23 protein-coding genes are annotated in these 26,859 nt (G+C 68.6%); 8 read left to right on the forward strand and 15 right to left on the reverse strand.

Features of this window, described 5'->3' with window-relative positions; translation table 11 throughout:
* Nucleotides 1–89 precede the first annotated feature (89 nt).
* Both SK854_RS03385 and ccrA read right to left on the reverse strand, forming a co-directional pair.
* Nucleotides 90–1,304, reverse strand: a complete 1,215-nt coding sequence (locus SK854_RS03385) for a cytochrome P450 (RefSeq protein ID WP_319973450.1) — start codon at nucleotides 1,302–1,304, stop codon at nucleotides 90–92.
* A 14-nt stretch (nucleotides 1,305–1,318) separates the two neighbouring features.
* The gene (ccrA, locus tag SK854_RS03390; RefSeq protein WP_319973451.1) at nucleotides 1,319–2,638 is read right to left on the reverse strand and encodes a crotonyl-CoA carboxylase/reductase; all 1,320 of its coding nucleotides are present in this window, start codon (nucleotides 2,636–2,638) and stop codon (nucleotides 1,319–1,321) included.
* Nucleotides 2,639–2,739: 101 nt separating this feature from the next.
* On the opposite strand from ccrA, the gene SK854_RS03395 reads away from it, so the two are divergent.
* Nucleotides 2,740–4,467 (forward strand): ABC transporter ATP-binding protein, encoded by a 1,728-nt coding sequence (locus SK854_RS03395; protein WP_319973452.1) that lies wholly within the window; start codon nucleotides 2,740–2,742, stop codon nucleotides 4,465–4,467.
* A complete protein-coding gene (locus SK854_RS03400; protein ID WP_319973453.1) occupies nucleotides 4,464–6,350 on the forward strand; it encodes an ABC transporter ATP-binding protein in 1,887 nt (628 codons plus the stop codon). Before SK854_RS03395 ends, SK854_RS03400 begins: the two co-directional genes overlap by 4 nt.
* Here SK854_RS03400 and SK854_RS03405 read toward each other — a convergent pair.
* From SK854_RS03405 to SK854_RS03415, 3 genes are all read right to left on the reverse strand, one after another.
* Complete coding sequence (locus SK854_RS03405; RefSeq protein WP_319973454.1) at nucleotides 6,342–6,992, reverse strand: maleylpyruvate isomerase N-terminal domain-containing protein; 651 nt, start codon at nucleotides 6,990–6,992, stop codon at nucleotides 6,342–6,344. The two genes, SK854_RS03400 and SK854_RS03405, sit on opposite strands and share 9 nt — an antisense overlap.
* 41 nt (nucleotides 6,993–7,033) lie before the next feature.
* Nucleotides 7,034–8,071 (reverse strand): GDP-mannose 4,6-dehydratase, encoded by a 1,038-nt coding sequence (locus tag SK854_RS03410; RefSeq protein ID WP_319973455.1) that lies wholly within the window; start codon nucleotides 8,069–8,071, stop codon nucleotides 7,034–7,036.
* Between the two features lie 72 nt (nucleotides 8,072–8,143).
* Complete coding sequence (locus tag SK854_RS03415; protein WP_319973456.1) at nucleotides 8,144–8,872, reverse strand: thioesterase II family protein; 729 nt, start codon at nucleotides 8,870–8,872, stop codon at nucleotides 8,144–8,146.
* A 61-nt stretch (nucleotides 8,873–8,933) separates the two neighbouring features.
* On the opposite strand from SK854_RS03415, the gene ligD reads away from it, so the two are divergent.
* Both ligD and SK854_RS03425 read left to right on the forward strand, forming a co-directional pair.
* A complete protein-coding gene (gene ligD / locus SK854_RS03420; RefSeq protein ID WP_093588270.1) occupies nucleotides 8,934–9,878 on the forward strand; it encodes a non-homologous end-joining DNA ligase in 945 nt (314 codons plus the stop codon).
* Nucleotides 9,868–10,800, forward strand: a complete 933-nt coding sequence (locus tag SK854_RS03425) for a DNA polymerase domain-containing protein (RefSeq protein WP_319973457.1) — start codon at nucleotides 9,868–9,870, stop codon at nucleotides 10,798–10,800. The genes ligD and SK854_RS03425 overlap by 11 nt, the downstream gene beginning before the upstream one ends.
* Here SK854_RS03425 and SK854_RS03430 read toward each other — a convergent pair.
* The 8 genes from SK854_RS03430 to SK854_RS03465 all read right to left on the reverse strand — a co-directional run bounded on the left by SK854_RS03430 (nucleotide 10,779) and on the right by SK854_RS03465 (nucleotide 22,177).
* Complete coding sequence (locus SK854_RS03430) at nucleotides 10,779–13,136, reverse strand: caspase family protein (protein ID WP_319973458.1); 2,358 nt, start codon at nucleotides 13,134–13,136, stop codon at nucleotides 10,779–10,781. The genes SK854_RS03425 and SK854_RS03430 overlap by 22 nt on opposite strands.
* A gap of 41 nt (nucleotides 13,137–13,177) precedes the next feature.
* Nucleotides 13,178–14,056, reverse strand: a complete 879-nt coding sequence (locus SK854_RS03435; protein WP_319973459.1) for a hypothetical protein — start codon at nucleotides 14,054–14,056, stop codon at nucleotides 13,178–13,180.
* Nucleotides 14,057–14,127: 71 nt separating this feature from the next.
* A complete protein-coding gene (locus SK854_RS03440) occupies nucleotides 14,128–15,816 on the reverse strand; it encodes an ABC transporter family substrate-binding protein (RefSeq protein WP_319973460.1) in 1,689 nt (562 codons plus the stop codon).
* Between the two features lie 86 nt (nucleotides 15,817–15,902).
* Complete coding sequence (locus SK854_RS03445) at nucleotides 15,903–18,026, reverse strand: ABC transporter ATP-binding protein (protein WP_319973461.1); 2,124 nt, start codon at nucleotides 18,024–18,026, stop codon at nucleotides 15,903–15,905.
* A complete protein-coding gene (locus SK854_RS03450; protein WP_319973462.1) occupies nucleotides 18,026–19,003 on the reverse strand; it encodes an ABC transporter permease in 978 nt (325 codons plus the stop codon). Before SK854_RS03450 ends, SK854_RS03445 begins: the two co-directional genes overlap by 1 nt.
* A 16-nt stretch (nucleotides 19,004–19,019) precedes the next feature.
* Nucleotides 19,020–19,997 (reverse strand): ABC transporter permease, encoded by a 978-nt coding sequence (locus SK854_RS03455; RefSeq protein WP_319973463.1) that lies wholly within the window; start codon nucleotides 19,995–19,997, stop codon nucleotides 19,020–19,022.
* Nucleotides 19,998–20,375: 378 nt separating this feature from the next.
* The gene (locus tag SK854_RS03460; RefSeq protein ID WP_319973464.1) at nucleotides 20,376–21,131 is read right to left on the reverse strand and encodes a DUF998 domain-containing protein; all 756 of its coding nucleotides are present in this window, start codon (nucleotides 21,129–21,131) and stop codon (nucleotides 20,376–20,378) included.
* Nucleotides 21,128–22,177 (reverse strand): aldo/keto reductase, encoded by a 1,050-nt coding sequence (locus SK854_RS03465; RefSeq protein WP_319973465.1) that lies wholly within the window; start codon nucleotides 22,175–22,177, stop codon nucleotides 21,128–21,130. Before SK854_RS03465 ends, SK854_RS03460 begins: the two co-directional genes overlap by 4 nt.
* 99 nt (nucleotides 22,178–22,276) lie before the next feature.
* On the opposite strand from SK854_RS03465, the gene SK854_RS03470 reads away from it, so the two are divergent.
* Entirely contained in the window at nucleotides 22,277–22,858 is a 582-nt protein-coding gene (locus SK854_RS03470) for a TetR/AcrR family transcriptional regulator (RefSeq protein WP_319973466.1), read from the forward strand.
* On the opposite strand, the gene SK854_RS03475 is transcribed toward SK854_RS03470, so the two are convergent.
* Nucleotides 22,851–23,873, reverse strand: coding sequence for a hypothetical protein (locus tag SK854_RS03475; protein ID WP_319973467.1), 1,023 nt, complete (start codon nucleotides 23,871–23,873; stop codon nucleotides 22,851–22,853). The genes SK854_RS03470 and SK854_RS03475 overlap by 8 nt on opposite strands.
* 18 nt (nucleotides 23,874–23,891) lie before the next feature.
* Between SK854_RS03475 and SK854_RS03480 the strand changes: the two genes are divergently transcribed.
* From SK854_RS03480 to SK854_RS03490, 3 genes are read left to right on the forward strand one after another with little or no spacing between them, the layout of a single operon-like run.
* On the forward strand, nucleotides 23,892–24,401 hold the full coding sequence (locus tag SK854_RS03480; protein WP_319973468.1) for a DUF6886 family protein: 510 nt from the start codon (nucleotides 23,892–23,894) through the stop codon (nucleotides 24,399–24,401).
* A 9-nt stretch (nucleotides 24,402–24,410) separates the two neighbouring features.
* Nucleotides 24,411–25,061, forward strand: coding sequence for a response regulator transcription factor (locus SK854_RS03485; RefSeq protein WP_319973469.1), 651 nt, complete (start codon nucleotides 24,411–24,413; stop codon nucleotides 25,059–25,061).
* Complete coding sequence (locus tag SK854_RS03490; RefSeq protein ID WP_319973470.1) at nucleotides 25,058–26,326, forward strand: HAMP domain-containing sensor histidine kinase; 1,269 nt, start codon at nucleotides 25,058–25,060, stop codon at nucleotides 26,324–26,326. The genes SK854_RS03485 and SK854_RS03490 overlap by 4 nt, the downstream gene beginning before the upstream one ends.
* On the opposite strand, the gene SK854_RS03495 is transcribed toward SK854_RS03490, so the two are convergent.
* Nucleotides 26,283–26,768: an SgcJ/EcaC family oxidoreductase gene (locus SK854_RS03495; protein ID WP_319973471.1), complete on the reverse strand. Its 486-nt coding sequence runs from the start codon at nucleotides 26,766–26,768 to the stop codon at nucleotides 26,283–26,285. The two genes, SK854_RS03490 and SK854_RS03495, sit on opposite strands and share 44 nt — an antisense overlap.
* Nucleotides 26,769–26,859 lie beyond the last annotated feature (91 nt).

A 26,859-nucleotide genomic window follows, 5' to 3' on the forward strand; every position in this document is an offset into this window, starting at 1 on the left:
AGGAATCCTCGCGTCCGAGCGCCTGGCATACCCCTAGACACGGACAGGGGCACCCCTACGGCGAGGGGTGCCCCTGAACGACGAAGCTCTTACCAGGTAACGGGAAGCTCCCGCAGTGAGTAGACGATCGCGCCGTCGCGGAACCGGAGCTCCTCCGCCGGCTTGGCCAACGCAAGGGTGGGAATGCGGGTGATCAGCGTCAGCAACGCCACCTGGAGTTCCACGCGGGACAGGAACTTCGCGATGCAGCTGTGGATGCCGTGCCCGAACGCCAGCGGCGTCGAGTCCTGGCGCGTGATGTCGAGCTTGTCGGCATCCGAGTACACGCTCTCGTCGCGGTCCGCGGACGAGAGCAGGGCGATGATCCCGTCCCCCGCCTTGATCGGCTGGCCGGCGATCTCCAGGTCCACCCTGGCCACCCGGCCCACACCGCACTGCATCACGTTCTGATGCCGCAGCAGTTCCTCGACGGCGCCGACGACCAGGTCCGGGTTCTCGCGGAGCTTCACGAGCTGTTCCGGATGTTCCAGCAGCGTCAGGATGCTCAGCGCGATCGACGACGCCGTGGTGTCGTAGCCGGCCGACAGCAGCATCATGCCGATGACGACGGCCTCTTCGCGTTTCAGCTCGCCCGCGGCCATCTGGTTCACGACCAACCGGCCGAGCACGTCATCAGTGGGCGATTTCTCCTTCTGCGCCACCAGCTTCGTCAGATAGCCGAACAGGGCGCCCGCCGCGGCGTTGCGGTGGGCCTGTGACGACGTCGTCTCGACGAGGGTGTTGATCCAGCGGCCGAACGCGAGGCGGTCCTTGTAGGGGACGCCGAGCAGTTCGCACACGACGGTCAGCGGGATCGGGCGCGCGAAGTGCGTGACCAGGTCGACCGGCTGCGGGCCCTTCAGCAGCGCGTCGATCCTCTCGTCCACCAGCTTCTGCACCGAGGGGCGCACTTCCTCGGCCCGTTTCTTGGTGAACATCGACATGATCATGCGCCGGTACCGGGTGTGGTCCGGCGGGTCGACGGTGACGAACGCGCCCGGCTGCGGGTCGACCGGGAACAGGTAGCGCGGGTAACCGGGGTTCATCACCTCGGCCGAGAACCGTTCCGTGTCAGCGAGAAGAGCGCGCACGTCCGAGTACCTGGCCACGAGCCACGCGGTGTCGCCCGCCGGTGTGGTCACCTTCTGCACCGGCCGGTCGGCGCGCAACCGGGCGTACTCCGGCGGCAGGTCGAGCGGGTTCTGCGGATCACGGGCGAAGGGGAACGGGCACGCCGAAGCCGGCGCGATTACTTCTTCCGTCATAGCGGGAACCTTCACTAAGAGGAGCGGAATCGGTTGATCGCGTCGATGTTTCTGCCGCGCAGCTCGTGGTCCAGCACGCCGAGACCCTCGGACGGTGCCAGGCACAGCACCCCGACCTTGCCCTGGTGGGCGTTGCGGTGCACGTCGTGCGCGGCCTGTCCCGTCTCGTCGAGCGAGTACACCCTGGACAGTGTCGGGTGGATCTTTCCCTTGGCCACCAACCGGTTCGCCTCCCACGCCTCGCGGTAGTTCGCGAAGTGCGACGAGACGATGCTCTTCAGGTTCATCCACAGGTAACGGTTGTCGTACTGGTGCAGGTATCCCGAGGTGGAAGCGCAGGTGACGATCTTGCCGCCCTTGCGCGCAACGAACACCGAAGCGCCGAACGTCTCCCGGCCGGGGTGCTCGAACACGATGTCCGGGTCCTCGCCACCGGTCAGCTCGCGGATGCGCGCACCGAACCGCTTCCACTCGCGCGGGTCCTGCTCGTGCTCGTTCTTCCAGAACCTGTAGCCCTCCGCCGAACGATCGATGATCAGCTCCGCGCCCATGGACCGGCAGATCTCCGCCTTGTCCGGGGACGACACGACGCAGACGGGGGTCGCGCCACCGTTCAACGCGAACTGCGTGGCGTACGAACCCAGGCCGCCGGACGCGCCCCAGATCAGCACCGTGTCGCCCTGCTTCATGTTGCCGCCGTTGGCGGACACGAGCTGGCGGTAGGCGGTGGAGTTGACCAGACCGGGCGAGGCGGCCTCCTCCCACGTCAGGTGCTCGGGCTTCGGCATCAGCTGGTTCGCCTTGACCAGCGCGAGATCGGCCAGGCCGCCGAAGTTCGTCTCGAAGCCCCAGATCCGCTGCTGCGGGTCCAGCATCGTGTCGTTGTGGCCGTCCGGGCGCTCCAACGGCACGTCCAGGCAGTGCGCGACCACCCGGTCGCCCGGCTTCCACACCGTCACACCGGGTCCGACGCGCAGCACGACACCGGCGAGATCGGAGCCCACGACGTGGTACGGCAGGTGGTGCTTGCCGCCCAGCCGCTTCAGAAAGCCGAACGTCGACACGGGTTCGAAGATCGACGTCCACACGGTGTTGTAGTTGATCGCGGACGCCATCACGGCGACCAGCGCCTCACCGGGCGCCAGTTCGGGTGTCGCGACCTCGCGGATCTTCAGCGATCGCCGCGGGTCCTTCTCCCAGGTCGGGAGGCCCGCGAACATGTCGGCGTCGCTCTCCTCGACCACCACGGCGCGATAGCTCTCCGGCACCGGTAGCGCCTCGAAGTCCCGCGCCACCGCGTCGTCAGATTCGATGGCGCTCAGGATTTCGCTCATGCACCTCAAGGTAGGAGGACCGGCCCTAGGGAATGCCCGAGAGAAACGAGCCCTGCAAGTCTAGGGATTGCCGGTGCGTCCACTGGGGTGTGCTGGGTCGTGTGCTCGCCCGATTCCTGAACCACCACCTCCGGCCGTACCGGGGAACACTCGTGCTCCTGGTGGTGCTCCAGCTGGTCCAGACCGCCGCGACCCTGCTGCTGCCCACGCTCAACGCGCAGATCATCGACAACGGCGTGCTCCTCGGCGACGCCGGCTACATCTGGAGCACCGGCCTCACGATGCTCGGGGTCGCGGCGGTGCAGATCCTCACCGCGAGCGGTGCGATGCTGCTCAGTTCCCGCACGTCCGCCGGCCTCGGCCGGGACCTGCGCGACAAGGTGTTCCGCAGGGTCATGACCCTGTCGGCGCGGGAGGTCGACCAGATCGGCGCGCCGTCGCTGATCACCAGGACCGTCAACGACGTCGGGCAGGTCCAGAGCATCGTGCTCACGACCGCCGACGTCGCCGTGTCGGCGATCATCATGTGCGTCGGCGGTATCGCATTGGCGCTGGTGCAGGACGTTCCGGTGTCGATGATCCTGATCGCGCTGGTCATCATCGTGATCGCCGGCCTGACGTTGATGCTCAAGCGGCTGTCGCCGTTCTACAAGGCGATGCAGAGCTATCTCGACCGCATCAACCACCTGCTGCGCGAGCAGATCATCGGTGTTCGGGTGATCCGCGCGTTCGTCCGTGACCAGCACGAACGCGGGCGGTTCGACGCCACCAACGGTGAGCTGCACGGAACATCCCGGCGGGTCGGGCGGATCATGGCGACGATGCCGGTGATGGTCATGACCGTGATGAACGTGCTGACGATCGGCATCATCTGGCTCTCCGGTCATCGCATCGACGACGGCACCATGCAACTCGGCGCGCTGCTCGCGTTGCTGTCCTATGTCACGTTGATCATCGTCGCGATCATCATGGCGATGCTCGTGTTCACCGAGGCCCCGCGCGCCGCCGTGTCCGCGAACCGCGTGAACGAGGTCCTGCTGGCCGAGTCGAGCATCGCCCGGCCGCGAACACCCGTCACGAAGATGGCGACGCGCGGACATCTGGAACTGCGCGGCGCCACGTTCGGCTACCCCGGCGCGGAGAAGCCGGTGCTGCGGGACGTCAGCCTCACCGCCCGGCCGGGCGAGACGGTCGCGATCCTCGGCAGCACCGGCAGCGGCAAGTCGACGCTGTTGTCGCTGGCGCTGCGGCTCTACGACGTCACCGGCGGTCAGGTGATGGTCAACGACACCGACATCCGCGACCTCGACCCGCCGGCACTGCACCGGATCGTCGGCTACGTACCGCAGAAGGCCCACCTGTTCAGCGGCACGATCGCGTCGAACCTCCGGTACGGCAAGGAGGACGCGACCGACGACGAGCTGTGGCACGCGCTGGAGATCGCGCAGGCCGCCGAGTTCGTCCGGCCGCTCGGGCTCGACGCGCAGATCTCGCAGGGCGGTTCGACCGTCTCAGGTGGACAGAGGCAACGTCTCGCCATCGCGCGGGCACTGGTGCGGCGGCCCGAGATCTACCTGCTCGACGACTGCTTCTCCGCGCTCGACCTCGGCACCGAGTCCCGGCTGCGCGCGGCGCTGGACCGCGAGCTGCACGACGCGACGATCCTGCTGGTCACCCAGCGGATCAGCACGGTCGAGGCGGCGTCGCGGGTCATCGTGCTGGAGGACGGCCAGGTCGTCGGCTCCGGCACGCACGCCGAGCTGATCGGCACCAACCAGACCTACCGGGAGATCGCCCTCTCCCAGCCAGTCGGAGGGACCGTCCGATGACCCTGCTCGCCGATCCCGAAGTCCGGTCCGAGGTCCCGGAACCGAGGAATCCCAGCACCACCAGGCGGTTGTTCGGGCTGCTGGTGCCGTACCGGGGCAAGCTCGTGATCATCGGACTGCTCGCGGTCGTGACGATCGGGCTCAACCTGCTCGGCCCGATCCTGCTCGGCCGCGCCACCGACCTGATCTTCACCGGCCTCGTCAGCCGCGGTCTGCCCGCGGGCGCCACCGAGGAGCAGGTACTCGCCCAGCTGCGGGCCGAGGGCAAGGACACCCTGGCGAACGTCATCAGCACCGTCGACTTCGTGCCCGGCCAGGGCGTCGACTTCGACACGCTCGGCAAGTTGCTGCTGCTCATCCTCGGCCTGTACGTCATCGGATCGATGTCGATGCTCATGCAGGGCCGGGTCGTCAACACCATCGTGCAGCACGCCGTCTTCAAGCTGCGCGAGGAGATCGACGCGAAGCTGACTCGGCTCCCGTTGGCCTACTTCGACCGCAACCCGCGCGGCGAGATCCTCTCCCGCGTCTCCAACGACGTCGACAACCTGCAGCGGACCGTGCAGCTGTCGATCGGCCAGATGCTCACGTCGGTCATCTCGGTGTTCGGCGTGCTGGCGATCATGCTGGTGATCTCCGTGCAGCTCGCCGTGCTGGTGCTGATCTGCGTGCCGATCGCACTGGTGCTGGCCGCGTGGATCTCCAAACGCGCCATGCCGAAGTTCGCCGAGCAGTGGCAGTCGACCGGCGCGTTGAACGCGCACGTCGAGGAGATGTACAGCGGACACGCGCTGATCACCGCGTTCGGCCGCCAGGAGCAGGCCGCGCGGGAGTTCGCCGCGCGCAACGACACCATGTACCGATCATCGTTCAGCGCTCAGGCCATCTCCGGCTTGATCGGACCCGCGACCCGGTTCATCACCGACCTCAACTACGTGCTCGTCGCCGTCGTCGGCGCGCTGCGGGTCGCGTCGGGCTCGGTGTCGATCGGTGATGTGCAGGCGTTCATCCAGTACTCCGGCATGTTCTCCCGGCCGATCATCGACGTCGCGAACTTCTCCGGTCAGCTGCAGTCCGGCATCGCCTCGGCCGAGCGGGTGTTCGAGCTGCTGGACGAGCCGGAGCAGTCGCCGGCGCCCGCCAGGCCCGCGACCGTCTCACCGGTGCGCGGCCACGTCGAGTTCTCCCGCGTCTCCTTCCGCTACACGCCCGACAAGCCGCTCATCGACGATCTGTCGCTGTCCGCGGCGCCCGGCCGGCTCGTCGCCATCGTCGGGCCGACCGGCGCCGGCAAGACGACACTGGGCAACCTGCTGCTGCGGTTCTACGAGCTCGACGGCGGCCGGATCCTGCTGGACGGCACGGACATCACGACCCTGACCCGCGAGGAGCTCCGCTCGGCCATCGGGCTGGTCTCACAGGACACCTGGCTGTTCGAGGGCACGATCGCCGAGAACATCGCCTACGGACGGCCCGGCGCGACGCGGAACGAGGTCATCGAGGCCGCGAAGGCCATGTGCGTGGACCGGTTCGTGCGGTCGCTGCCCGACGGCTACGACACGGTGCTCGACGAGGAGCACGGCGGGTTGTCCGCGGGCGAACGGCAGCTGATCACGCTGGCGCGCGCGTTCCTCGCCCAGCCCGCGATCCTGCTGCTGGACGAGGCGACGTCGTCCATCGACACCCGCACGGAAGTCCTGATCCAGCAGGCCATGACGTCGTTGCGGGCGGGACGGACGAGCTTCGTGATCGCGCACCGGCTGTCCACGATCCGGGGCGCCGACCTGATCGTCGTGATGGACCAGGGCGCCGTGGTGGAACGCGGCACGCACGAGGAACTGATGGCCGCCAGAGGTTTCTACGCCCGGCTGTACTCAGCCTAGGACGAACGGGATCTCCAGGTCCCCCAGTTCGGCGCGCTCCGCCTCGGTCGGGGCGCGCCGTCCCGTTCCCACCAGCAGCGCGTCGGTGTCGGAGAACGAGGTGGGGAAAGCGGATCCGGCGATCGTTTCGAGGATCTCGCGGCACCGGGTGAGCGTCTCGGCGGGCGGCTCGGGCACGTGTGGCAGGTGGGCGCGCAGATCGAGGTGGTGCAGGGTCCATTCCCACACGTACGCGCCGAGATAGCTCTCCACGGTGAGCGCCATGCCCTGGGTCCCCACGCCGGCCGCGGGATCCGCGAGGATCGCCGCCCGACCGGCCGCCTCGCCCACGTCGGAGAGGTGGAACTTCAGCAGCTCGGGGTCCTCGTAGGCGGCTGCCAGCCGGACGATCAACGCGTCCAGCGGGTCCTGCCCCGTCGGCGGTGTGTGCGAGACCGACCAGTACGTCACCGCGTCGTGGGTCGGTTCCGCGTCGCTCGGTGAGACCAGGGTGATCAGCACGTCCTGGGCATCGATGACGAGGTGGCACACCAGGTCCCGCACCAGCCAGCCGGCACATCCGGACGGCGCGGCGAAGTCCTCGCCGGGCAGCTTCTGCACAGCGTCGCGCAACTTCGTCCAGGACAGTGAAAAAAGATCCACAGCCGCAAACTACAACGGCTGTGGATCCCGGGGAGGTGGATCTACCAGCTGGCGGCGGCCAGCAGTTCGCCGTACTGGTGCTCGGTGGCGACGTGCTTGAGGTCGGCCTCCACCATCATCTTCATCAGCGCCGAGAAGTCGACCTCGGGCTTCCAGCCGAGCTCACCGCGCACTCGGGTGGTGTCGGCGCACAGGATCTCGACCTCGGCCGGGCGGACCAGCACCGGGTCGATGTAGACGTAGTCCTCCCAGTTGAGGCCCACGTGCTCGAACGCGAGGCGCACGGCGTCGCGCACCGAGTGCATCTCGCCGGTGCCGACGACGTAGTCCGTGGCCTCCTCCTGCTGCAGCATCATGTGCATCGCGCGGACGTAGTCGCCCGCGAAACCCCAGTCGCGCAACGCGTCCAGATTGCCCAGGGCCAGCTTGTCCTGCAGGCCCTGCGCGATCTTCGCGACACCGAGGGAGATCTTGCGGGTCACGAACTCCGCGCCGCGGCGTGGCGACTCGTGGTTGAACAGGATGCCGCCGACCGCGTACATGCCGAACGACTCGCGGTAGTTCCGGGTGATGAAGTGCCCGTAGGCCTTCGCCACGCCGTAAGGGCTGCGGGGGTGGAAGATCGTGGTCTCGCGCTGCGGCGTCTCGGCGGCCTTGCCGTACATCTCCGACGACGACGCCTGGTAGAAGCGGATGTTCTTGGCGGAGGCGCCGTTGTGGCGGCTGCTGGACAGACCGGAGACGATGCGGATCGCCTCCAGCACGCGCAGCACGCCCATGGCGTTGACCTCGGTGACGAGCTCGGCCTGCTGCCACGACATCGGCACGAACGAGATGGCGCCGAGGTTGTAGACCTCGTCCGGCTGAACCAGGTCCACAGCGGACACCAGCGAGGCCTGGTCCATCAGGTCACCGTCCACGAAGGACAGTTCGGACATGAGCCGCGACACCCGCATCTTGTGCGGGTTCGCCTGCCCCCTGACGAGTCCCCACACGTCGTAACCCTGCTTGAGCAGGTGCTCCGCGAGGTACGACCCGTCCTGGCCGGTGATCCCGGTGATCAGTGCCCGCTTGGTCATCCCGTTTCCTCTCATCGCCTTACCGCTTGGTCCGACACGGGACGGACCTGAATCCCTTGCAAAATTAGGGGTTCAGGCACTAGGGGATTCGCCGGAAACGAAGGACGCGACCGCGCTTCTGTTGTCGGACAGAAAGAAATGGCCGCCGGAGAACACCTTGAGCGTGAAATCACCGGTGGTGCGCTCGCGCCACCGCCCCACCTCGTCCACCGACGCCTTCGGGTCGGCGTCGCCGGTCAGCGCCGTGAGCGGGCACCGCAGCGCCGGGCCCGGCCGGTAGCGGTAGGTCTCGGCGGCCCGGTAGTCGGCGCGGATCGCCGGCAGCACCATCCGCACCAGTTCCTCGTCGTCGAACACCCGTGCGTTCGTGCCCGCGAGCCCGCGGACCTCGGCGATCAGGCCGGCGTCGTCGCGCTGGTGCACGCGGTCGTCGCGGACGAGCTGCGGCGCGCGGCGGCCGGAGACGAACAGGTGGTCCGGTTCGTGCCGCAGTGCCACCTCGAACGCGATCATCGCGCCCATGCTGTGCCCGAACAGGTGCAGCGGGCGATCGCGGGTCAGCAGCGGCGCGATCTGGCCGGCCAGTGCGCGGATGTCGTCGATCAACGGCTCTGACCTGCGGTCCTGCCGTCCCGGGTACTGGACCGCGACGAGTTCGGCCCGTCCTTCGAAGTGCCGCGCGAACGGTTGATACCAGCTCGCCGAGCCGCCCGCGTGCGGGAAGCACACCAGCCGAGGCGCGTCAGGAGGCGCCTCGGAGAGTCGCCGGAACCAGAGATCGGTGTCGAGTGTGGAGGCCACGGCATCGATGCAAGCACCGTTTGCACTGAGGAAACGCCTCGGAAGAGTTAGGTTGGACGGCATGGGCAAGTCCCCGGCTGTGGAGCTCGAGGTGGAGGACCGCGTCGTGCGGATCTCCAACCCCGACCGCGTCTACTTTCCCGCGCGCGGCGAGACGAAACTGGATCTCGCGAACTACTACCTGTCCGTCGGTGACGGAATCGTCCGCGCGCTGCGGGAACGGCCGTGCATGCTGCACCGGTTCCCCGAGGGCGTCACGGGCGAGAAAGTGCACCAGAAAAGGCTTCCGAACGGTGCGCCACCGTGGGTGCGGACCGTGCGGGTGCATTTTCCGCGCTACAACCGGCACGCCGACGAACTGTGCGTCACGCACCTCGCGGACGTGATCTGGGCGGTGCAGATGTCCACAGTGGAGTTCCACCCGTGGAACTCGCGCGCCGCGGACACCGAGAAGCCCGACGAGTGGCGCATCGACCTCGACCCCGGCCCGACGTGCACGTTCGACCGCGTGCGACGGGTGGCGCTGGTGGTGCAGGAGGTGCTGGCCGAGCTCGGCGCGACGGGGTTCCCGAAGACGTCCGGGTCGAAAGGCCTGCACATCTACGTGCGGATCAAGCCCGACTTCGGGTTCCAGGACGTGCGGAAGGCGGCTTTGGCGTTCGCGCACGAGGTCGAACGACGCGCGCCGGACGACGTCGAGACGACGTGGTGGCGCAAGGACCGCGACCCTTCGCTGGTGTTCGTTGACTACAACCAGAACACGCGCGACCGGACGATCGCCAGCGCCTACTCCGTGCGCGGCTATCCGGAGGCGACTGTGTCGACGCCGATCCGCTGGGACGAGATCCCGGACGTCGACCCGCACGACTTCACCATCGCCACCGTGCCGAAGCGCTATGCCGAGCTGGGCGACCTGCACGCCGGGATCGACGACGCGGTGTGGTCGATCGAACCGCTGCTGGAGTGGGCCGCCCGTGACGAACTCGAGGTTCCTGATGAGCAGTAGCCCGCTGAAGTTCTCGTCGCTCGACCAGCCGCTGTTCGGCGGGCTGCTCAAGGGCGACCTGGTGGAGTACCTGGACTTCGTGGCGGACAGGTTCGTGCCGGTGCTGGCCGGGCGGCAGCTGTCGGTGTGGCGGATCCTGCGCGGCCAGGACCCGTTCATGCAGAAGAACGTCCCCAAGTACACGCCTTCGTACGTGAAGACCGTCGAAGTCTGGGCCGAGGCGTCGCATCGCAAGATCAAGTACGCGATCTGCGACGACGAGCAGACGCTCATGTGGTTCGCGAACCAGCGCGCGGTCGAGTACCACGTGCCGCTGTACCTCGGCGATCACTTCGGCGAGGACCACCACCAGACCCACATGGTGCTCGACATCGACCCGCCCGAGGGCGCCGGTTTCGACGTCGTGGTCGGGTCGGCGCTGCTGATTCGCGAGGCGCTGGTCGAGGCCGGTCTGGAAAGCATGGTGAAGACGAGCGGCGCCAAGGGCGTGCACATCTTCGTGCCGCTGGAGGAGCACTCTCCCGACGACGTGGCCGCGGCGACGCGCGCGGTGGCGGTGCGGGCGGAGAAGCTCGACCCCTCGCTCGCGACCACCGCGTACATCCGGGCCGAGCGGGGCGGGAAGGTGTTCCTCGACTCGACGCGTGCCTGGGGCGCCACGGTCGTCGCCGCCTACAGCCCCCGGTTGCGCGAAGGTCTGCCGATCTCGTTCCCCGTGCCGTGGGAGTCGTTGAAGGACGTCACGCCGGCCGACTTCACGATCAAGACCCGCTTCGAGGGCGACCCGTGGGCGTCGCTGATGCCGAAGCCGCAACGCCTGCCCGACGACCTGATCGCCGAAGGGCACACCATCCCGGTCGCCCGCGTCGTCGCGATGCACGAGGGCAAGCGGCGCAAGGCTCAGCGGGAGCGCGAGAAGTAGGCGACGATCGCGGCCGCGAGTGGCAACGTCACGTGGGCGACGCTGGTGAACGACGGCTCGTTGGCGGACACGTAGTCGTTGGCGCGCACCAGCAGCCCGGCCGCGATGATGAGGTACGCGGCCAGTCTGGCCGGGCCGGTGGTCAGGGCTGCGACCAGCGGGATCACGACCAGGCCCGCCAGGCTCGCGTGCGTGACGAACGCCGGTACTTCCGCCGACAGCATCAGAACCGCGTCCAGCAGCAACAGCGCGGGGGCGACCGCACCCGGCCACCACCGCTCCCGCCAGACGCGGTAGGCCGCGAGGCAGACGAGGGCGGCCGCTACCGCGAACAGCGTCATCTCCTCGCCGTCGTCGTTGATCGGCGTCAGGTCGTGGGCGGCGTAGGCGATCAGGTAGATGCCCACCGCACCCAGCGCGCCTCCTGCCGCCGCCAGCCACCACGGGGTCGTCGTGCACGCGACGGCCAGGGCCGTGGCCGCCAGCGCGTACGGGATCCAGGTGAGCGTGGTGTCGCCGCCGATGAACAGGCCCGTCGTGCCGGCCAGCAGGCCCAGCGCCGCGCCCGGTGCCCACGGGTGGTCGCGGCAGGTGATCACGAACAGCGCCGCCACCAGGGCCCACGGCCAGACCGCGGCGAACACGAAGGTGTTGGGGCCGGTGTCGAGGACCCTGAGGATGCCGCCGGAGATCTCCATCAGGCCTACGACCAGGAGCACCAGGGCCAGGCCTGCGGCGAGACGGGGCAGGACGGTCGTGACGGTGGCGAGGGGTTTGGAGTCACCGGAAGCAGCTTCCGGTTCCCGCACGGGAATCGAGCCGGAGTGAGCCGAGCCCGAGCCGGACGCGGTGAGCAGTGTCCGCCTGGGCAGCGTCGGCGTCGGCGCGGGTGCGGGTGCGGTGGGCGCTGCCGGCACGGGTGGAGTGGGTGCAGGTGCGTTCGTCGCCACCGATGCCTTGGTCGGAGCAGGTGTGCTGGTCGGTTTGTGTGCGGTGGCCGGCTTGGGTGCAGGGGCCGCGGGTGCGGGCTTCTCCCCCAGCGCCTCGCGGGCCGCCGACGCCACCATGCGGCTGTCGTCCTCCAGCAGCCCCCGCAACGCGAGCCGGGCCGCCAGCACCCGTCCCTCGTGCGCGACCGACAGCATGCGGCGCAGTTCCGGGATCGCGCCGGCCCGCACGCCCGGCAGCGAGTGGTCGATCGCGTCCCTCAGTTCGGCGGGCAGGGCGGCCGGCACGGTAACCGGGCGGGCGCGGCGGGCTATGCGCAGGTCGCCTCGCACGTCGAGCATCCACTTGCCGGGCGTCTGGTGCGGGGTGACTCGGCGGACGCGGTCGTAGACGTACTCGTAGAGTTCGTCCAGGCCCACGTGGCCGTCCTGGTCGCGGTCCGCCTCGCCCGATTCCAGGCCCTCCACCAACGCTGACGTGAAGACCGAGGGTTCGCCCTCGGACGAGTCGGCCACCGCGGCGCCCTCGAAGGCGTACTCCATCGCCGACGAGGCCGTGACGACGGCGCGGCCGCTGCCGCCGAACTGTTCTTCCAGGCCTATGGTGCCGCCCGCGCGGGCGACCATGCCCCGGCCGAACGCCCCGGAGTAGCAGCAGTCCAGCAGCAGCACGATGCGGCGGGAGCGGGAGCGGTTCATGCGGCGGGCCACGAAGTCCGCGCTCACGGCGGTGCCCGCGAGGCGGGAGAGTTTGGTGCTCGACGTGGCGAAGTGGAGTTCGCCCGCCTCGTCCTTGACGCCGTGGCCGGAGAAGTGCAGCACCAGGAGGTCGTCGGGCTCGCGGTCGGCGAAGAAGTCCTCGACGGCCTCGTTCACCTCGGCGGCCGGGGAGTTGATCAGCGTGCGCACGTGGAAGCCGCCGATGCGCGGGTCCGCCAGCACCTCACCCAGGCGTGCGGCGTCGTGGGCGGGGGCGCGCAACGACGACAGGCCGGGGTCGGCGAACTCGTGGCTCGCGATGATCAGGGCGTAGCGGTGGAGGTGACGGCCCAGCCACGCGGAACGCTCCGCCAGTTCCGCCTCCGTCGGCGCGCCGGTGAGTTCCAGGGCCTCGCCGTCGGCCTCGACCGTCACGGAACGCCCGCGGCGCTGCCCCAGCCACGACGACACGGCGGTGATGAGCGCGGCCAGGACCGTGGACTGGGAGATCGTGGTCAGCAGCGTGCCGAGCTCGGCCACGTCGAGGGCCTTGGTGCCCTCGGGAGCATCGCCGGGAACACTGGAGACCGGCACGAGTTCGCTCAGTTCGGACCGCAGGAAGGCGGTCAGCTGCTCGATGCGTTCGTCGTCGGCCCCGTCCTCGTGGACGCGCAGTGTGACGTCGGTCATAGCGGCCTCCTACCGGAAGGTCGCTCGCCGAGCGCAAAGCATTACGAAGGGTCGGAACCCCGGAAAGCGCCCCACCACAGACCGAGCACCCCGGCGATCACCGTGGCCGTGATCCAGCCGGTGAACCCGCTGCCGTCCAGGTAGGCCCAGAACAGGCCGACGACCGGTGCGGGCACCATGAACACCGCGTCGGCCCGCAACTGCGCGGCCAGGCCACGGGGTGCGCGCGTCTCCGGATCGGGCCGGACGGGGTTGTCGAGACGGCGGCCGCGCGGGTGCTTGGTCACCGGGCGCCCGGACGGGTAGACGGTCACGCCGTCGACGACGGCGACCCGTCCGCCGCGCAGCTCGACGGTGGCCGGCGACGGCAGCGTCACGAGCACGGGGTCGTAGTAGACGGGCAGCCAGCGCTCGACCGGTCCGTCGATCTCCAGCCAGGACCGCACCATCAGCCCCGACTGCAGCCGGATCCGCCGCACGGACACCGGGACGGACGAAGAACGCGCCGTCCGCACCGCGAGCAGCACCCTCACCACACCGGCCAGGACCACCAGCAGCGCCACCGCGACGGAGAACGTCACGCCGCCCAGCGCGCGGTCGATCTCCAGGAACAGGTCCGAGCCCGGGATCACGGCACGGGACGGGTCGGCGGGGTCGAACGCCACCTGCGTCTGCTTCCCGACGATCCGGGCGCCGTTCTCGTACGCGACGCGGGCGGTCCCCGACGGCGAGCGCACCTCGACCGCACCGTCCGAAAAGGACACCACGGAACCCGTGTCACGAGACGTCAGCGACGCCAGCACCGCGCGATCGTCCGAATAGGACAGCCACGAGAACAACGCGACCACGAAGCACACGACCAGCACGACCGCCGTGGCGAAGAGGCCATGGCGCAGCGCACGAACCCGGGAACGCAGCAAGACGAGCTCCAAACAGAAAGAAACGGCCCGGCGGAAAGACCCGCCGGGCCGTTCGACAGCCAGCTACATCATCACTCGGTGAAGCCCATGTGGATGTAGTCGTACGGACGGTTCGCGTACGCGACGGCACCGAAGTTGGCGACGTTGCTCTTCACCGCGACCGCGCCGGGCAGCTGGTACAGCGGCAGCTGGGCGCCCAGCTCCCAGATCTTCTTGTCGGCCTCGTTGGCCAGCTCGATGCGCTTGGTGTCGTCGAGCTCACCGTTGGCCTGCTCCAGCAGCTTGTTGACCTCTTCGGAACCGATGCGGCCGTAGTTCTGGTTGGTGCTGGCCGGGTCCAGGGAGTAGATGCCCTTGCTGTCCGAGATCGGCGTGGCCGAGGCCAGCCAGCGGAAGCCGGTCATGTCGAAGTTGCCGACGTTCACGAACTGCTTGAAGAAGTCGGTCGACGGCACGGCCTGGATGTCGACCTTGGCGCCGATCTCCTTGAGCTGCGACTGCGTGAGCTTCGCGATCTGGTCGGAGATCGGGTTCGGAGTCGGGATGATGTAGCGGATCACCAGCTCCTTGCCGTCCTTCTTGCGCGTCTCGCCCTCGAGCTTCCAGCCCAGCTCGTCGAGCTGCTTCTTCGCGGCTTCCTTGTCGAACGCGGCGACGGCCGAGTTGTCCTTGTAGCCCGCGGAACCCAGCAGGAAGAAGTGGTTACCGGTGACCTGAGCGTCACCCTTCAGCATCTGACCGAGCAGCGCCTTGGAGATGACCTTGGTGTCGATGCCCTTCATCAGGGCGACGCGGAGCTTCGGGTCCTTGAGGATCGAGGTGTCCGCACCGTTGAACGTGATGTGCGAGTAGTCCGGCGTGATCGCCTGGCGGATCGTCACACCCTGCATCGACTTCGCGCGGGTGAAGTTGTCGACGCTCGAACCGATGTCGAAGAAGTCGATCTGGCCGTTGGCGAGCGCGTCCGCGAGCGCGGGGCGGTCGACCTGACGGAACGTGAACTTCTCGAGCTTGGGCTTGTCGCCCCACCAGTTGCTGTCGCGCACGACCGTGACGGTCTTGGCGGTGCGGTCGATCGTGCCGATCTTGAACGGACCGGCGGTGATCTTCGGCTGGTCGGCCCAGCCCTTGTTGAACTCCTCGGCCGAGGAGGACATGGCCTTCGGGTAGAGGGGCGAGAACAGGCCCTTCCACTCGGCGAACTTCTTCTTGAAGGTCACCTTGACGTCCTGGTCGGTCGCGCCCTTCTCGACCTTCTCGACGTCCTCGTACCCGGTGGTGCCGGCGACCTCGAACGCCTTGTCGGCGCCGTTGAGGGACTTCCACATCGCCTCGAAGTCCTGCCAGGACAGCGCGGTGCCGTCCGACCACTTGGCCTTCGAGTTGATCTTGAACTCGAGGACCTGCGGGTCGGTGGAGGCGAGCTTCGCGTCGTCGAGGTAGTCCTTGTTGACCTCGATCGTGGCGTCGGCCTTCTGCTTGTACAGGTTCGGCATGACGGTGTCGATCATGCGACGACCGTCGGCGTTGGTGCCGTCGAGCTGGTTGTAGTTCCAGTTGTCCGGCAACTGGTCGACCGGCCAGCGGAACTCGCCGCCGTCCTTGACCTTGGCCGCGTCCTGCGGGTTGATGTCCGCTTGGCCGATCGTGTTGTCCGCGCCCTTGAGCCCGGAGTCGGTCTTGCTGGGCCCCCCACACGCGGTAAGCGTGAGGGCGACGACGGCCAGCGCGGTCACACCCACCTTGGTACGTCGACTCACTGTCGTGAACCTCCCTCGTGCCCGGACACCAGTTGCCGGGGACACTGTTCCTTCGTGCTCGCAGGGCTTCTGAGGCGACGGATGCATCAGAGCACCTGACGGATCTGGGCGAAGTGGCAGGCGGCCTCGTGGTCGGGGGCCTGGACTTCGCGCGGCGGTTCGACCTCGATGCACTTGCGCTGCTGCTCGGGCGGCAGCGAGGCGTGCAGGAAGCACCGCGTGCGGAAACGGCAGCCGGACGGCGGGTTCGCCGGGCTCGGCAGGTCGCCGGTGAGGATGATCCTCTCCCGCTGACGTTCCTTGACGGGGTCGGGAATCGGGATCGCGGACAGCAGTGCCTGCGTGTACGGGTGGCGCGGCGCGTCGAACACCGAGTCCACCTCGCCGATCTCGATGATCTTCCCGAGGTACATCACGGCCACCCGGTCCGCGATGTGGCGCACCACCGACAGGTCGTGTGCCACGAACAGGTAGGCCAGGCCCAGCTTGGACTTGAGCTCCTCCAGCAGGTTGATGACACCCGCCTGGATGGAGACGTCCAGCGCCGACACCGGTTCGTCGAGCACGACGAGCTTCGGTTCGAGCGCGAGCGCCCGCGCGATGCCGATGCGCTGACGCTGACCGCCGGAGAACTCGCCGGGGTAGCGCGACAGCTGCTCGGGACGCAGGCCGACGAGCCGCATCAGTTCCGGCACGCGCCGGTTGATCTCGTCCTTGGCGTAGCCGTGGACCTGCATCGGCTCGGCGATGCAGTCGTTGATCGTCAGACGCGGGTCGAGCGACGCCATCGGGTCCTGGAACACCACCGACATGTCGCGGCGGATCGCGAAGCGGCGCTTGGTGTCCACTTCGGACGACTTCGTGCCGAGCACGGAGATCTCGCCGCCCATGGGCTTCTGGAGGTTGAGGATCTCCATCAGCGTCGTGGTCTTGCCGCAACCCGACTCGCCCACGAGGCCCAGGGTCTCGCCCTCGCGGACGTCGAACGTGATGCCCGCGACCGCGTGCACGGTGCCGACGCGGCGCTTGAACACCACGCCCTTGTTGACCGGGTACTCCTTGACGAGGTTGTCGAGGCCCAGCACGATGTCGCGCTGCTCGCGCGGGATCTTCGCGACCTCGGGCTCGGCCGCGACCTCGGCGCCGAAGATCTCGACCGCGGCCTCGGCGCCCTCGGCGTCGGTCGCGGCGATCTCGTTGGTGCGGATGCACGCGGCGCGGTGCTCGGCCGACCCGTCCACGTCCACGAGCGGGGGCTCGGAGGTGTGGCAGGCGTCGACGACCATCGGGCAGCGCGGCGCGAACGGGCAGCCGTCCGGCAGGTCCGTGAGCGACGGCGGCTGGCCCTTGATCGGCACCAGCGCCTGCTTCTCGCCGACGTCGAGACGCGGGATCGAGCCGAGCAGGCCGAGCGTGTACGGCATGCGCGGCTGGCTGTAGATGTCGTCGACCATGCCGGTCTCGACGGCACGGCCCGCGTACATGACCATCAGCCGGTCCGCGAACCCGGCGACGACGCCGAGGTCGTGGGTGATGATCACGATGCCCGCGCCGGTGACCTCCTGCGCGGTCTCCATCAGCTGCAGCACCTGAGCCTGCACCGTCACGTCGAGCGCGGTGGTCGGCTCGTCGGCGATGATCAGGTCGGGGTCGTTGGCGATCGCCATCGCGATCACCGCGCGCTGCCTCATGCCGCCGGAGAACTCGTGCGGGAACGCCTTGGCGCGCTCGACGGCGTTGGGGATGCCGACGAGGTCGAGCAGCTCGACCGCGCGCTTGGCCGCGGCGGCCTTGGACACCTTGCGGTGCACCAGGATCGCCTCGGCGATCTGGTCGCCCACGGTGTAAACGGGCGTCAGCGCGGACAGCGGGTCCTGGAACACCATCGAGATGCGGCGGCCGCGGATCCTCGACAGCTCGGCGTCGTTCTGGCCGATGAGCTCACGGCCCTGGAACTTGATGGAACCGGTGATGCGCGCCGAGGACGGCAGCAGGCCCATGACGGCGAGCGACGACACGGACTTGCCCGAGCCGGACTCGCCCACGATGCCGAGGACCTCGCCGGGCGAGACGTGGTAGCTCAGGCCGCGCACGGCCCGCACACGTCCGGACTCGCTGGGGAAGGACACGTGAAGGTCCTCGACCTGCAGAACCGGGCCGGAGGCGACCGGGTCGGCCGGAGTGTCGAACTGAAGCTCCGAGGTGGTCATCAGGCGGCCTTCTCCTTGGTGTCCTTCTTCTCCTTGCGGCGCACGCGCGTGGAGGTGGGGTCGAGCGCGTCACGAAGCCCGTCGCCGACCCAGTTCACCGCCAGCACGAACACGACGAGGAAGCCCGCCGGGAACAGGAACAGCCAGGGGAAGGTCGTCGCGGACTCGGCGTTGCCGCCGATCAGGGTGCCGAGCGAGACGTCGGGCGACTGGACGCCGAACCCGAAGTAGCTCAGGCCCGTCTCGGCGAGCACGGCGGAACCGACGTTGATGGTCGCGTCGATGATGAGCAGCGACGCCATGTTCGGCACGATGTGCTTCGCGATGATCTTGCGTGCCGGCTGGCCCATGAACTTGGCCGCCTTCACGAACTCGCGTTCCTTCAGCGTCAGCGTCATGCCGCGCACGATGCGGGCGGTGATCATCCACTGGAACGCCGCGAGCATCAGCACCAGCAGGAACCACGACTTGCCGCGGAACCACGGGCTCAGGATCGCGATGATCAGGAACGACGGCAGCACCAGCAGCAGGTCGACGACCCACATGAGCGTCTTGTCGGCGACACCGAGGAAGTAGCCGGCGGCCGCGCCGACGACCGCGGCGATGGTGGTCGAGATCAGCGCCACGAGCAGGCCGATGATCAACGACTTCTGCAGTCCGCGCATCGTCAGCGCGAACATGTCGGTACCGATCTTGTCGGTGCCGAAGATGTGCTCGGAGTAGGGGGGCTCCAGGAACGCGCTGTAGTCCTGGGTGTCGTAGGTCCACTTCGTCAGGAACGGGCCCACGAACGCCATCACGTACATGCCGAGGATGATCACCAGGCCGACCAGAGCCAGCTTGTTGCGCATGAATCGGATGAACACGAGCCTGCCGCGCGTCATCGCCTTGCCCGGTTCGGGCGCCGCGTCGACGGGGCCACCGGAGGCGGCGCCGGTGGTTCCGGCGGCGTCCCCCTCGTTGAGGATCACGGTCACGTCGTCGTCACCTTGCCTAGTTCACGCGGATTCGGGGGTCGAGCGCGGCGTACAGCACGTCGGCGAGCCAGCCGGAGAACAGCACGCACACCGCGACGAAGAGCGTCACCGTGGCGGTGATGTTCGTGTCCTGCGCCGAGATGCCGGTGACGAGCCAGTCACCCATGCCGAACCAGCCGAAGATCCGCTCGGTGAACGTGCCACCGACGACGAGCAGGCCGAAACCGAACGCGAACAGGGTCGCCATCGGGATCAGCGCGGTGCGCAGGCCGTGCTTGAACAGCGCCTTGCGGCGGGTCAGCCCCTTGGCCTGGGCGGTGCGCAGGAAGTCGCTGCCGAGCACGTCGAGCATCGACGAGCGCTGGTAGCGGCTGTAGTAGGCGATCTGGCCGAGCGCGATGGCGAGCGTCGGCACGATCAGGTGCTGCAGCCGGTCGCCGAGGTGCTCGAACCAGTTGCCCTGGAATCCGGGCGTCGTCTCACCGACGAAGATCAGCACGTTCGAGCCGATCGAGTCGTTGATCCCCTGAGCGCCCATCTTGAGCAGCGTGCCCAGCACGAACACCGGCGTGGACAGCAGTATGAAGCTGAACAGGGTCGCGAAGTAGTCGCTGAACTTGTACTGCCGGATCGCGCTCACCACACCGAGCAGCACGCCGAACAGGATGCCGATGGTGATGCCCAGCAGGAACAGCCTCAAGCTCACGCCGATGCGCCTGCCGAGCTCGTCGGTGATCGGGCGATCGGTGATCGTGCGGCCGAAGTCGCCCTGCACCACCCCGCCCATCCACGTGACGAACCGCTGCGGGATCGGCTGGTCGAGGTGCAGGTCTCGTTTCTTCGCCTCGATCGACGCCGCCGGTGGCGGTGGGTTGCGTTGTTGCAGCACCCCGATCGGGTCAAAGGTGGCGGAGGCCAACGTGAACGCGAGGAACGTCGCCACAAGGGCTAGCACCACGTAGTTGACCAACCGCCGCAACAGAAATCCGGCCACCCGTGTTCAGTCCTCTCCCCGGTGGTTGCGACATCGGCACACTGGATTGCAGTGGACGAGTTGCAAGAGATTAACCGCCGATCTGGCGGACCGCTGCCCACCCCCACCATTACGCGGGGGCCCACTGACCGGGCCATAGTCACCCATGCGTGGAGGAAAGGTCGGCCGAACTGCCACATCAACAGTTGACTCTCGTCAATTGTGTGCCGAAGCGTGACCATTGTGCGGCCGGATCGCCGTATTCACCGTGAAGTTCTGTCTCACCACGGATGGATGTGACGCATCTGGGTGAATGCATTGACCAGAAGATGTGGGACAAGCAGCGCAATGTGATCAGAAACCGGGCATCACGCTCTGAAGCGCCTTGTACCTGCGCTGTTACTGCATCGACGCGGAGCAGGCAGGTCGTCCGGGCGGCGCAGCGGCCGCTGGACCGAACGTCGTGAAGCGCGTCACACCTCCCGGAGCACGCTCGCCCAGGAGGCCGGTGCTGAGAAGGACGTGGGCGACCATGATCGGGTAGATCACGCCGCGTTCGAACAGGCCGATGTTCCACATCCAGCCGGTGAACACGTTGGTCATGAAGGCGGGGAACGCGATCAGGCCGAGGACGCCCAGCGCGATGCTCGCGACGGCGCGGCCACGGCTCAGGCCGATCCTCGCGCCGCTGAGGCCGACGACGACCGCCATGACGTTGCCGGCGATCATCACGCCCTGCGCGCCGAGGGTGTGGAAGATGATCAGTCCGTTCGCGACGTTCTCGTTGGACCCCTGGAAGATTCCCACGAGGGACACGCCGGCACCGGACAGGACGGCCAGCGCGACGATCGCGACCGGGCGCCATCCTTCGCGCACGTCGAAGGTGAGCCACGCGCCGACGACGAGCAGCAGGCCGTAGACGACCCAGCCGACGTCCATGACGGCGCCCAGCGGGGAGTTGCCGACCTGACCGAACGCGACCTGGCTCGGACCGGTCAGGCCCAGGTGACTGACCCAGTTGTGCAGCGGCGAGTAGTGCGGGTCCTGCCAGGCCGCCGCCGTGACGAGCTCCGCGGCCCACGACACCAGCGGGCCGAGGAGGAGGAGCAACGCTCCGGCGCGGGCCGCCGGGCCGGAGCGGACGATCGGCCTCACGCGAGCACCATTCCCGGGACGCGGGCGCGGAGCGCGTTCATGGCGGCCTCGTCCGAGACGCCCTGCCAGTCGTAGCGCGGCGTGTAGGGCACGGTGAGGGCACGCACGTCGTCGTCGGTGAGGTCGACGTCCAGCGACGCGACGGCGTCGTCGATCTGCTCGACCGAACCGGCACCGACCAGCGGCGCGGTGACGACCGGCTGGCGGTGCAGCCAGGCCAGAGCGATGGACGCCCTGCTCACGCCGTGTGCGGCGGCGATTTCGCCCACCGCGTCGACGATCGCGCGGTTCGAGGCCTCCTGCTCGGCGGTGTAGAGCAGGTCGGCGTAGTCGCCGTCGGTGCCGGAGCGGGCGGTGGACCTCGCGTCGTCCCAGGCCCTGGCGAGACGACCGCGGGCCAGCGGGCTCCAGATGATCGTGCCGACGCCCTGGTCGAGGCAGAGCGGGATCATCTCGCGCTCCTCCTCGCGGGCCAGGAGGTTGTAGTGGTCCTGCATCGACACGAACCGGGCCCAGCCGTGTTCTTTCTGCAGGTTCAGCGCCTTGGCGAACTCCCAGGCGAACATCGACGACGCGCCGAGGTAGCGCACCTTCCCCGCTTTCACCAGGTCGTGCAGCGCTTCGAGAGTCTCCTCGAGCGGCGTCGCGTGGTCGTTTCGGTGCACCTGGTAGAGGTCGATGTAGTCGGTGCCGAGCCGGGTCAGCGAGTGGTCGACCTCGGTCATGACGGCCTTGCGCGACAGGCCCTTTCCGTTGGGGCCGGGGCGCATCGGGTGGCGCAGCTTGGTCGCGATCACCACATCGTCGCGGTTCGCGAAGTCCTTCAGCGCGCGGCCGAGGATCTCCTCGCTGGACCCGTTCGAGTACATGTTCGCGGTGTCGAAGAAGTTGATGCCGACGTCCAGCGCGTGCTTGATGAGCGGCCGCGCGTCCTGTTCGCCGAGCGACCAGACCGGGTGGCCGCGTTCGGGATCGCCGTAGGTCATCGCGCCGATCGCGACGGGCGAGACGTCGAGGCCGGTGGTACCGAGTTTCACGTAGCGCATGGGGATTCCCCCTGAACAGAGATGCGGAGGATTCTCCGCGAGTGAGACCGAAACTAACGGAGGATCCTCCGCGAGTCAACCGGAGGGCATCATCGACCCATGACCGACGAGACGCCGAGCACCTACGGCACGCAGCGCAAGGCCGCCGCGCGCAACCGTGTCGCGATCATCGAGGCAGCTCACGAGCTGTTCGCGGAGAACCCGCTGGCGACGCTGAGCGAGGTCGCCAAGCGCGCCGGCGTCGGCGCGGGGACGCTCTACCGCCACTTCCCCACCCGCGAGGACCTGGTCCTCGGGGCGTACCAGCACGACATCGACCGCCTGGTCACCACCGCCGACGAGGTCCTGGCACGTCACTCGTCGGCGCGGGCCGCGTTCGTCGAGTGGTTCGAGACCCTGTCGGCCTACATCCGCCTCAAGCACGGTCTCGGCGACGCGCTGCACAGCGAGGCGGCCCAGAAGATGGTCCGCGAGTCCTGGGGACCGGCCGGCGAGGCGGTGGGCAGACTGGTCGACGCCTGCGTGGCCGAGGGCACCATCGCCGCGGGGCACGACCCCGCGGACGTCATCATGCTGATGAGCTTCCTGTGGCGCGTCCCCAACAACGAAGAGGGTGTGACTCAGGGACGGCGTCTGATCGACACCGTGTTCTCCGGCCTGAAGGAGTCGCCGGTCAGCTGAGGCGCCACAGCCGCCCGCCGGCGATCACGAACACCTGGTCGCCGACCTTCTCCGCCGCCACGACCTTGCCGGACGGGCCCTCCGCCGGGCGTTCGTCCTTTTCGGACACCAATTTCACGCCGTTGTGGTCGACGAACAACGTCGGCGTGCCGTTGACGGAGACGGGCGCGGCGAGCGTGTCGTCGTCACCGACCGGAATGTCCGGGGTGGCCAGCTTCTTCCAGTCCGGGCCCGACCACCAGGCGAGCTTGCCCTGGGCACGGCCGACGACGTGGCAGGTGCCGTTCCAGCAGCGGGCGGCCAGCGCGGCGTCGCCGTCGGGGAGGGTCGCGGTGGTCCAGGTGGTGCCGTCGAACCGCCAGACAGCGGCGCTCACCACGCCCTTCGCGATCTGCCAGCCGACGACGAGGGCTCCGTCGCCGTCCGGGGTGACGGCCAGCGGGAACCGGAGGAGTTCCTGCGAGCTCTCCAGCACGGTGCCGGCGGACGGCTGCCGGGTCCAGGTGTCGTCCGCGAACGTCCAGGCCGCGAGGTCGAGGCCCGCCCTGGCGCTCTGCCAGGTGCCGACGATCAACGGGCCCTTCGCGGTGCGCACCGGGCCGATCAGCTCGCCCGCGCCGTAGCCGCCGAACGTGCTGAAGGCCTGCGGTTTCTCGTTGATGGCACGGGTGTCGCCGGTCCAGGCGCTCCAGCGGACGTTGCCGTGCGCGCCGCCCCGTTCCCCGCCGACGCCGGTGATCGTGGTGCCGTCGGACGTGATGCCGTACCAGTGCGCTTCCTTGCCGTACGGGGTCGCCGGGGTCAGCCTGGAGTTGCTCAGCGCGCCGTCCTTGGTCCGCGTGACGAGTTCCGGGTGGTCGGACGGGCGGGTGCCGATGACCAGCATGTCGCCGTGCGTCGCCAACGCTTCGGGCGGGGCCGTGAGGTCGACGACGGTGAAGCCGACCGTGTTGTCCGCACCGCCTGAAGAGCAGCCGGTGAGGACCAGCAAAACCGCGAGCGTCAACCTCCGCATGCGGGCCAGTATGACCACATGCGGCCCGCACACGGTCAGGTGTTGCACTTCTCCGAAGATCCTTCGATCACCCGGTTCGTCCCGCATCTGGCGGCAACGGCGCGGCAGCCCGGCGAGTACGTGTGGGCCGTGGATGCCGCACGCTCCCCCGACTACTGGTTTCCCCGGCAGTGCCCGCGGGCCATGGCGTGGACGAGCGACGGCACGAGCAGGGTGCACGCGATCGAGTACGGGTGGCTGGAACGGATGCGGACCGTGGAGCTGTACGCGTACCGGTTGCCCGCGAGCATGTTCCGGCCGTTCGGCGAGGACGGCGCCGGCGGTGCGCACGCCCACGTCGCGACCGAACCGGTGATGCCGCTGGGTCCGGCCGAGCGTGTCGGCGACCTGTTCGCACTGCACGAAGAAGCGGGGATCGAACTGCGTGTGCTGGCCAACCTCTGGCCGTTCTGGGACGAGGTGACCAGAAGCTCGCTGGAGTTCAGCGGCATCCGCCTGCGCAACGCTCTACCTCGTTCAATGGAATGATCAGCGCCCATGCGGGTGCTGCTGGTGGAGGACGACGAGCCGATCGCGGAATCGCTGACGCGAGGGCTGTCCCGCTACGGGTTCGAGGTCACGTGGGTGCGCACGGGTGCGGAAGCGCTGACGGCCGGGGAGTTCGCCCTGGTGCTCGTCGATCTGGGGCTGCCCGACATGGACGGCCTCGACGTCTGTCGTGAGCTGCGGGCGCGCGGGGACGTGCCGATCATCGTGATCAGCGCGCGGTCCGACGAGGTCGACCGGGTCGTGGGGCTGGAGATCGGCGCTGACGACTACGTCACCAAACCGTTCGGGGTGCGCGAGGTCGTCGCACGGATGCGTGCGGTTCTTCGGCGCGTGCAGCCTGCCCAACGCGAGCCGGAGGTGCACGGGCGGGTGCGCATCGACCGGCGCGGGCGGCGGGTGCACCTCGACGGGGACGAGGTCGAGCTGACGCCGAAGGAGTTCGACCTGCTGTCGTTCCTGGCCGAGGAACCGGGCGCGGTGTTCACCCGCGAGCAGATCATGGAGGCGGTGTGGGACGAGAACTGGTTCGGCCCCACCAAGACGCTCGACGTGCACGTCGGGGTGCTGCGCCGCAAGCTCGGTGACGCGGCCTCGCTGGAAACCGTGCGGGGCGTGGGATTCCGGCTGGTGCTCCCGTGATCCGCCAGCTCGCCTGGAGCTACGTGCTCCTGGTGACGGTGGCGATCGCCGCGTTCACGGTGCCGGTGGCGTTCACGCTGAACGCCCAGATCTACGGCGACGCCGTGAACACCGCGCGCCGCGAGGCCGAGACCGCGGCCCTGCTGCTCGCCTCCGGTGACACGCGGTCGTTGAACGCCTTGGTGGACGCCTACGAACGCCAGACGCCCGGCCAGATCGACGTCCTCGAACCGCAGGCGGAGTCGACGGTCTGGGACGACGAGGGACTGAAGCTCACGGTGCCGGCGAAGACACCGGACGGCACGGTCGTCGGTGCGATCCGGCTGTCCTATCCGGACGGTCCGATCACGGAACGGCTCTGGCAGATCTGGGGTTTCCGGGCCGCGCTCGCCGTGGGCGTGCTGATCCTGGCGGCGTTCCTGGGACTGTGGCTGGCGCGCAGGGTCACCCGGCCGTTGCGCGAACTGAACGCGATGGCGGGCCGGCTGCGCGACGGCGACCTGTCCGCGCGGGCCGAGGAGACGGGACCTCCGGAGACCCGCACGCTCGCCAGGACCCTGAACAACGCCACCGAGACGATCGGCACGCTGGTCGGCTCGCAGCGGGCGTTCATCGGCGACGCCTCGCATCAGCTCCGCACCCCGCTGACCGCGCTGCGGCTCTCGCTCGACAACGTGGCCGACGGCGTCGACGACCCGGTGGTCCGCGAGGACGTCGACATGGCGACGGCCGAGGTCGTGCGGATGTCGCGGCTGGTCAACGGCCTGCTGGCGCTGGCACGCGCCGAGGCGGACGTGCCCCACCCCGAACCGGTGCAGGTGCTCGACGTCGTCGCGGAACGGTTCACCGCGTGGCGCGCCGCCGCGGACGAACGCTCGATCTCCCTGCTCAGCGAGGGCTTCGACATCCGCGTCCTCGCGACGCCGGGGCACCTCGAGCAGGTGCTGGACAACGTGCTGTCCAACGCGCTGGAGGTGTCCCCGGACGGCGCCACGATCCTCGTCCGCACCACGCGGCCGGGCCTGGTGGAGGTCCTCGACGCCGGCCCCGGCCTGCCGGAGGCCGACCGGGCGCGGGCGTTCGACCGGTTCTGGCGCGGTCAGGGCCTCACCGGCAAGGGCGGATCGGGCCTGGGCCTCGCGATCGTCAAGCAGCTCGTCACCGACGACGGCGGCGCGGTGTCGCTGGAGGCCTCGTCCAGCGGCGGGTTGTGCGTGCGGATCAGGCTTGCTCCGGCATCGCCGACGAGTGGTGGTTCACGATGAGCCACTTCCCGCCGATCTTCTCGTAGACGAACGTGTAGCGGGCGTCCACGGTCGTCGGCTTGCCGTCCTTGGTGAGCGAGAACCGGTAGGTGCCCGCGTCGATCGCGTCGTCGGTGTCGAGGACGGCGACGTGCGAGTCGAGGATCTCCCCGCTCGGCTTGTTCAGCAGGAAGTGCTCGAAGTAGTCGACGATCTCGGCGCGCGTGGACCGCACCTGGTTCGACACCGTGGGCAGCAGAACCGCGTTCGGAGCGTAGCGATCGGCCACCTTCTGGGCGTCCCCCGTGGCGAGGGCGTTGTTCCAGTCGGCGAACAACGCCTTGATCTGCTCGGGCGCCGGCGCCGCCTCCGTGGTGGCGGATTGTGCTGGGGCGCTGGTACATCCGACGAGAAGGGCGGTGACCCCCGCCAGTCCGGCGGCGCCGATGAGGTGCTTGCGCATCGTGTCGTTCTCCCCGATCGAGTGGCTGTTGAGATCCACTTTCGGGCTACGACGGGAAGCGCTCGGACAGCAGAGTCCCAGTACCGGGACA

It is taken from the genome of Lentzea sokolovensis, assembly GCF_033949975.1.
Lineage (GTDB): Bacteria > Actinomycetota > Actinomycetes > Mycobacteriales > Pseudonocardiaceae > Lentzea > Lentzea sokolovensis.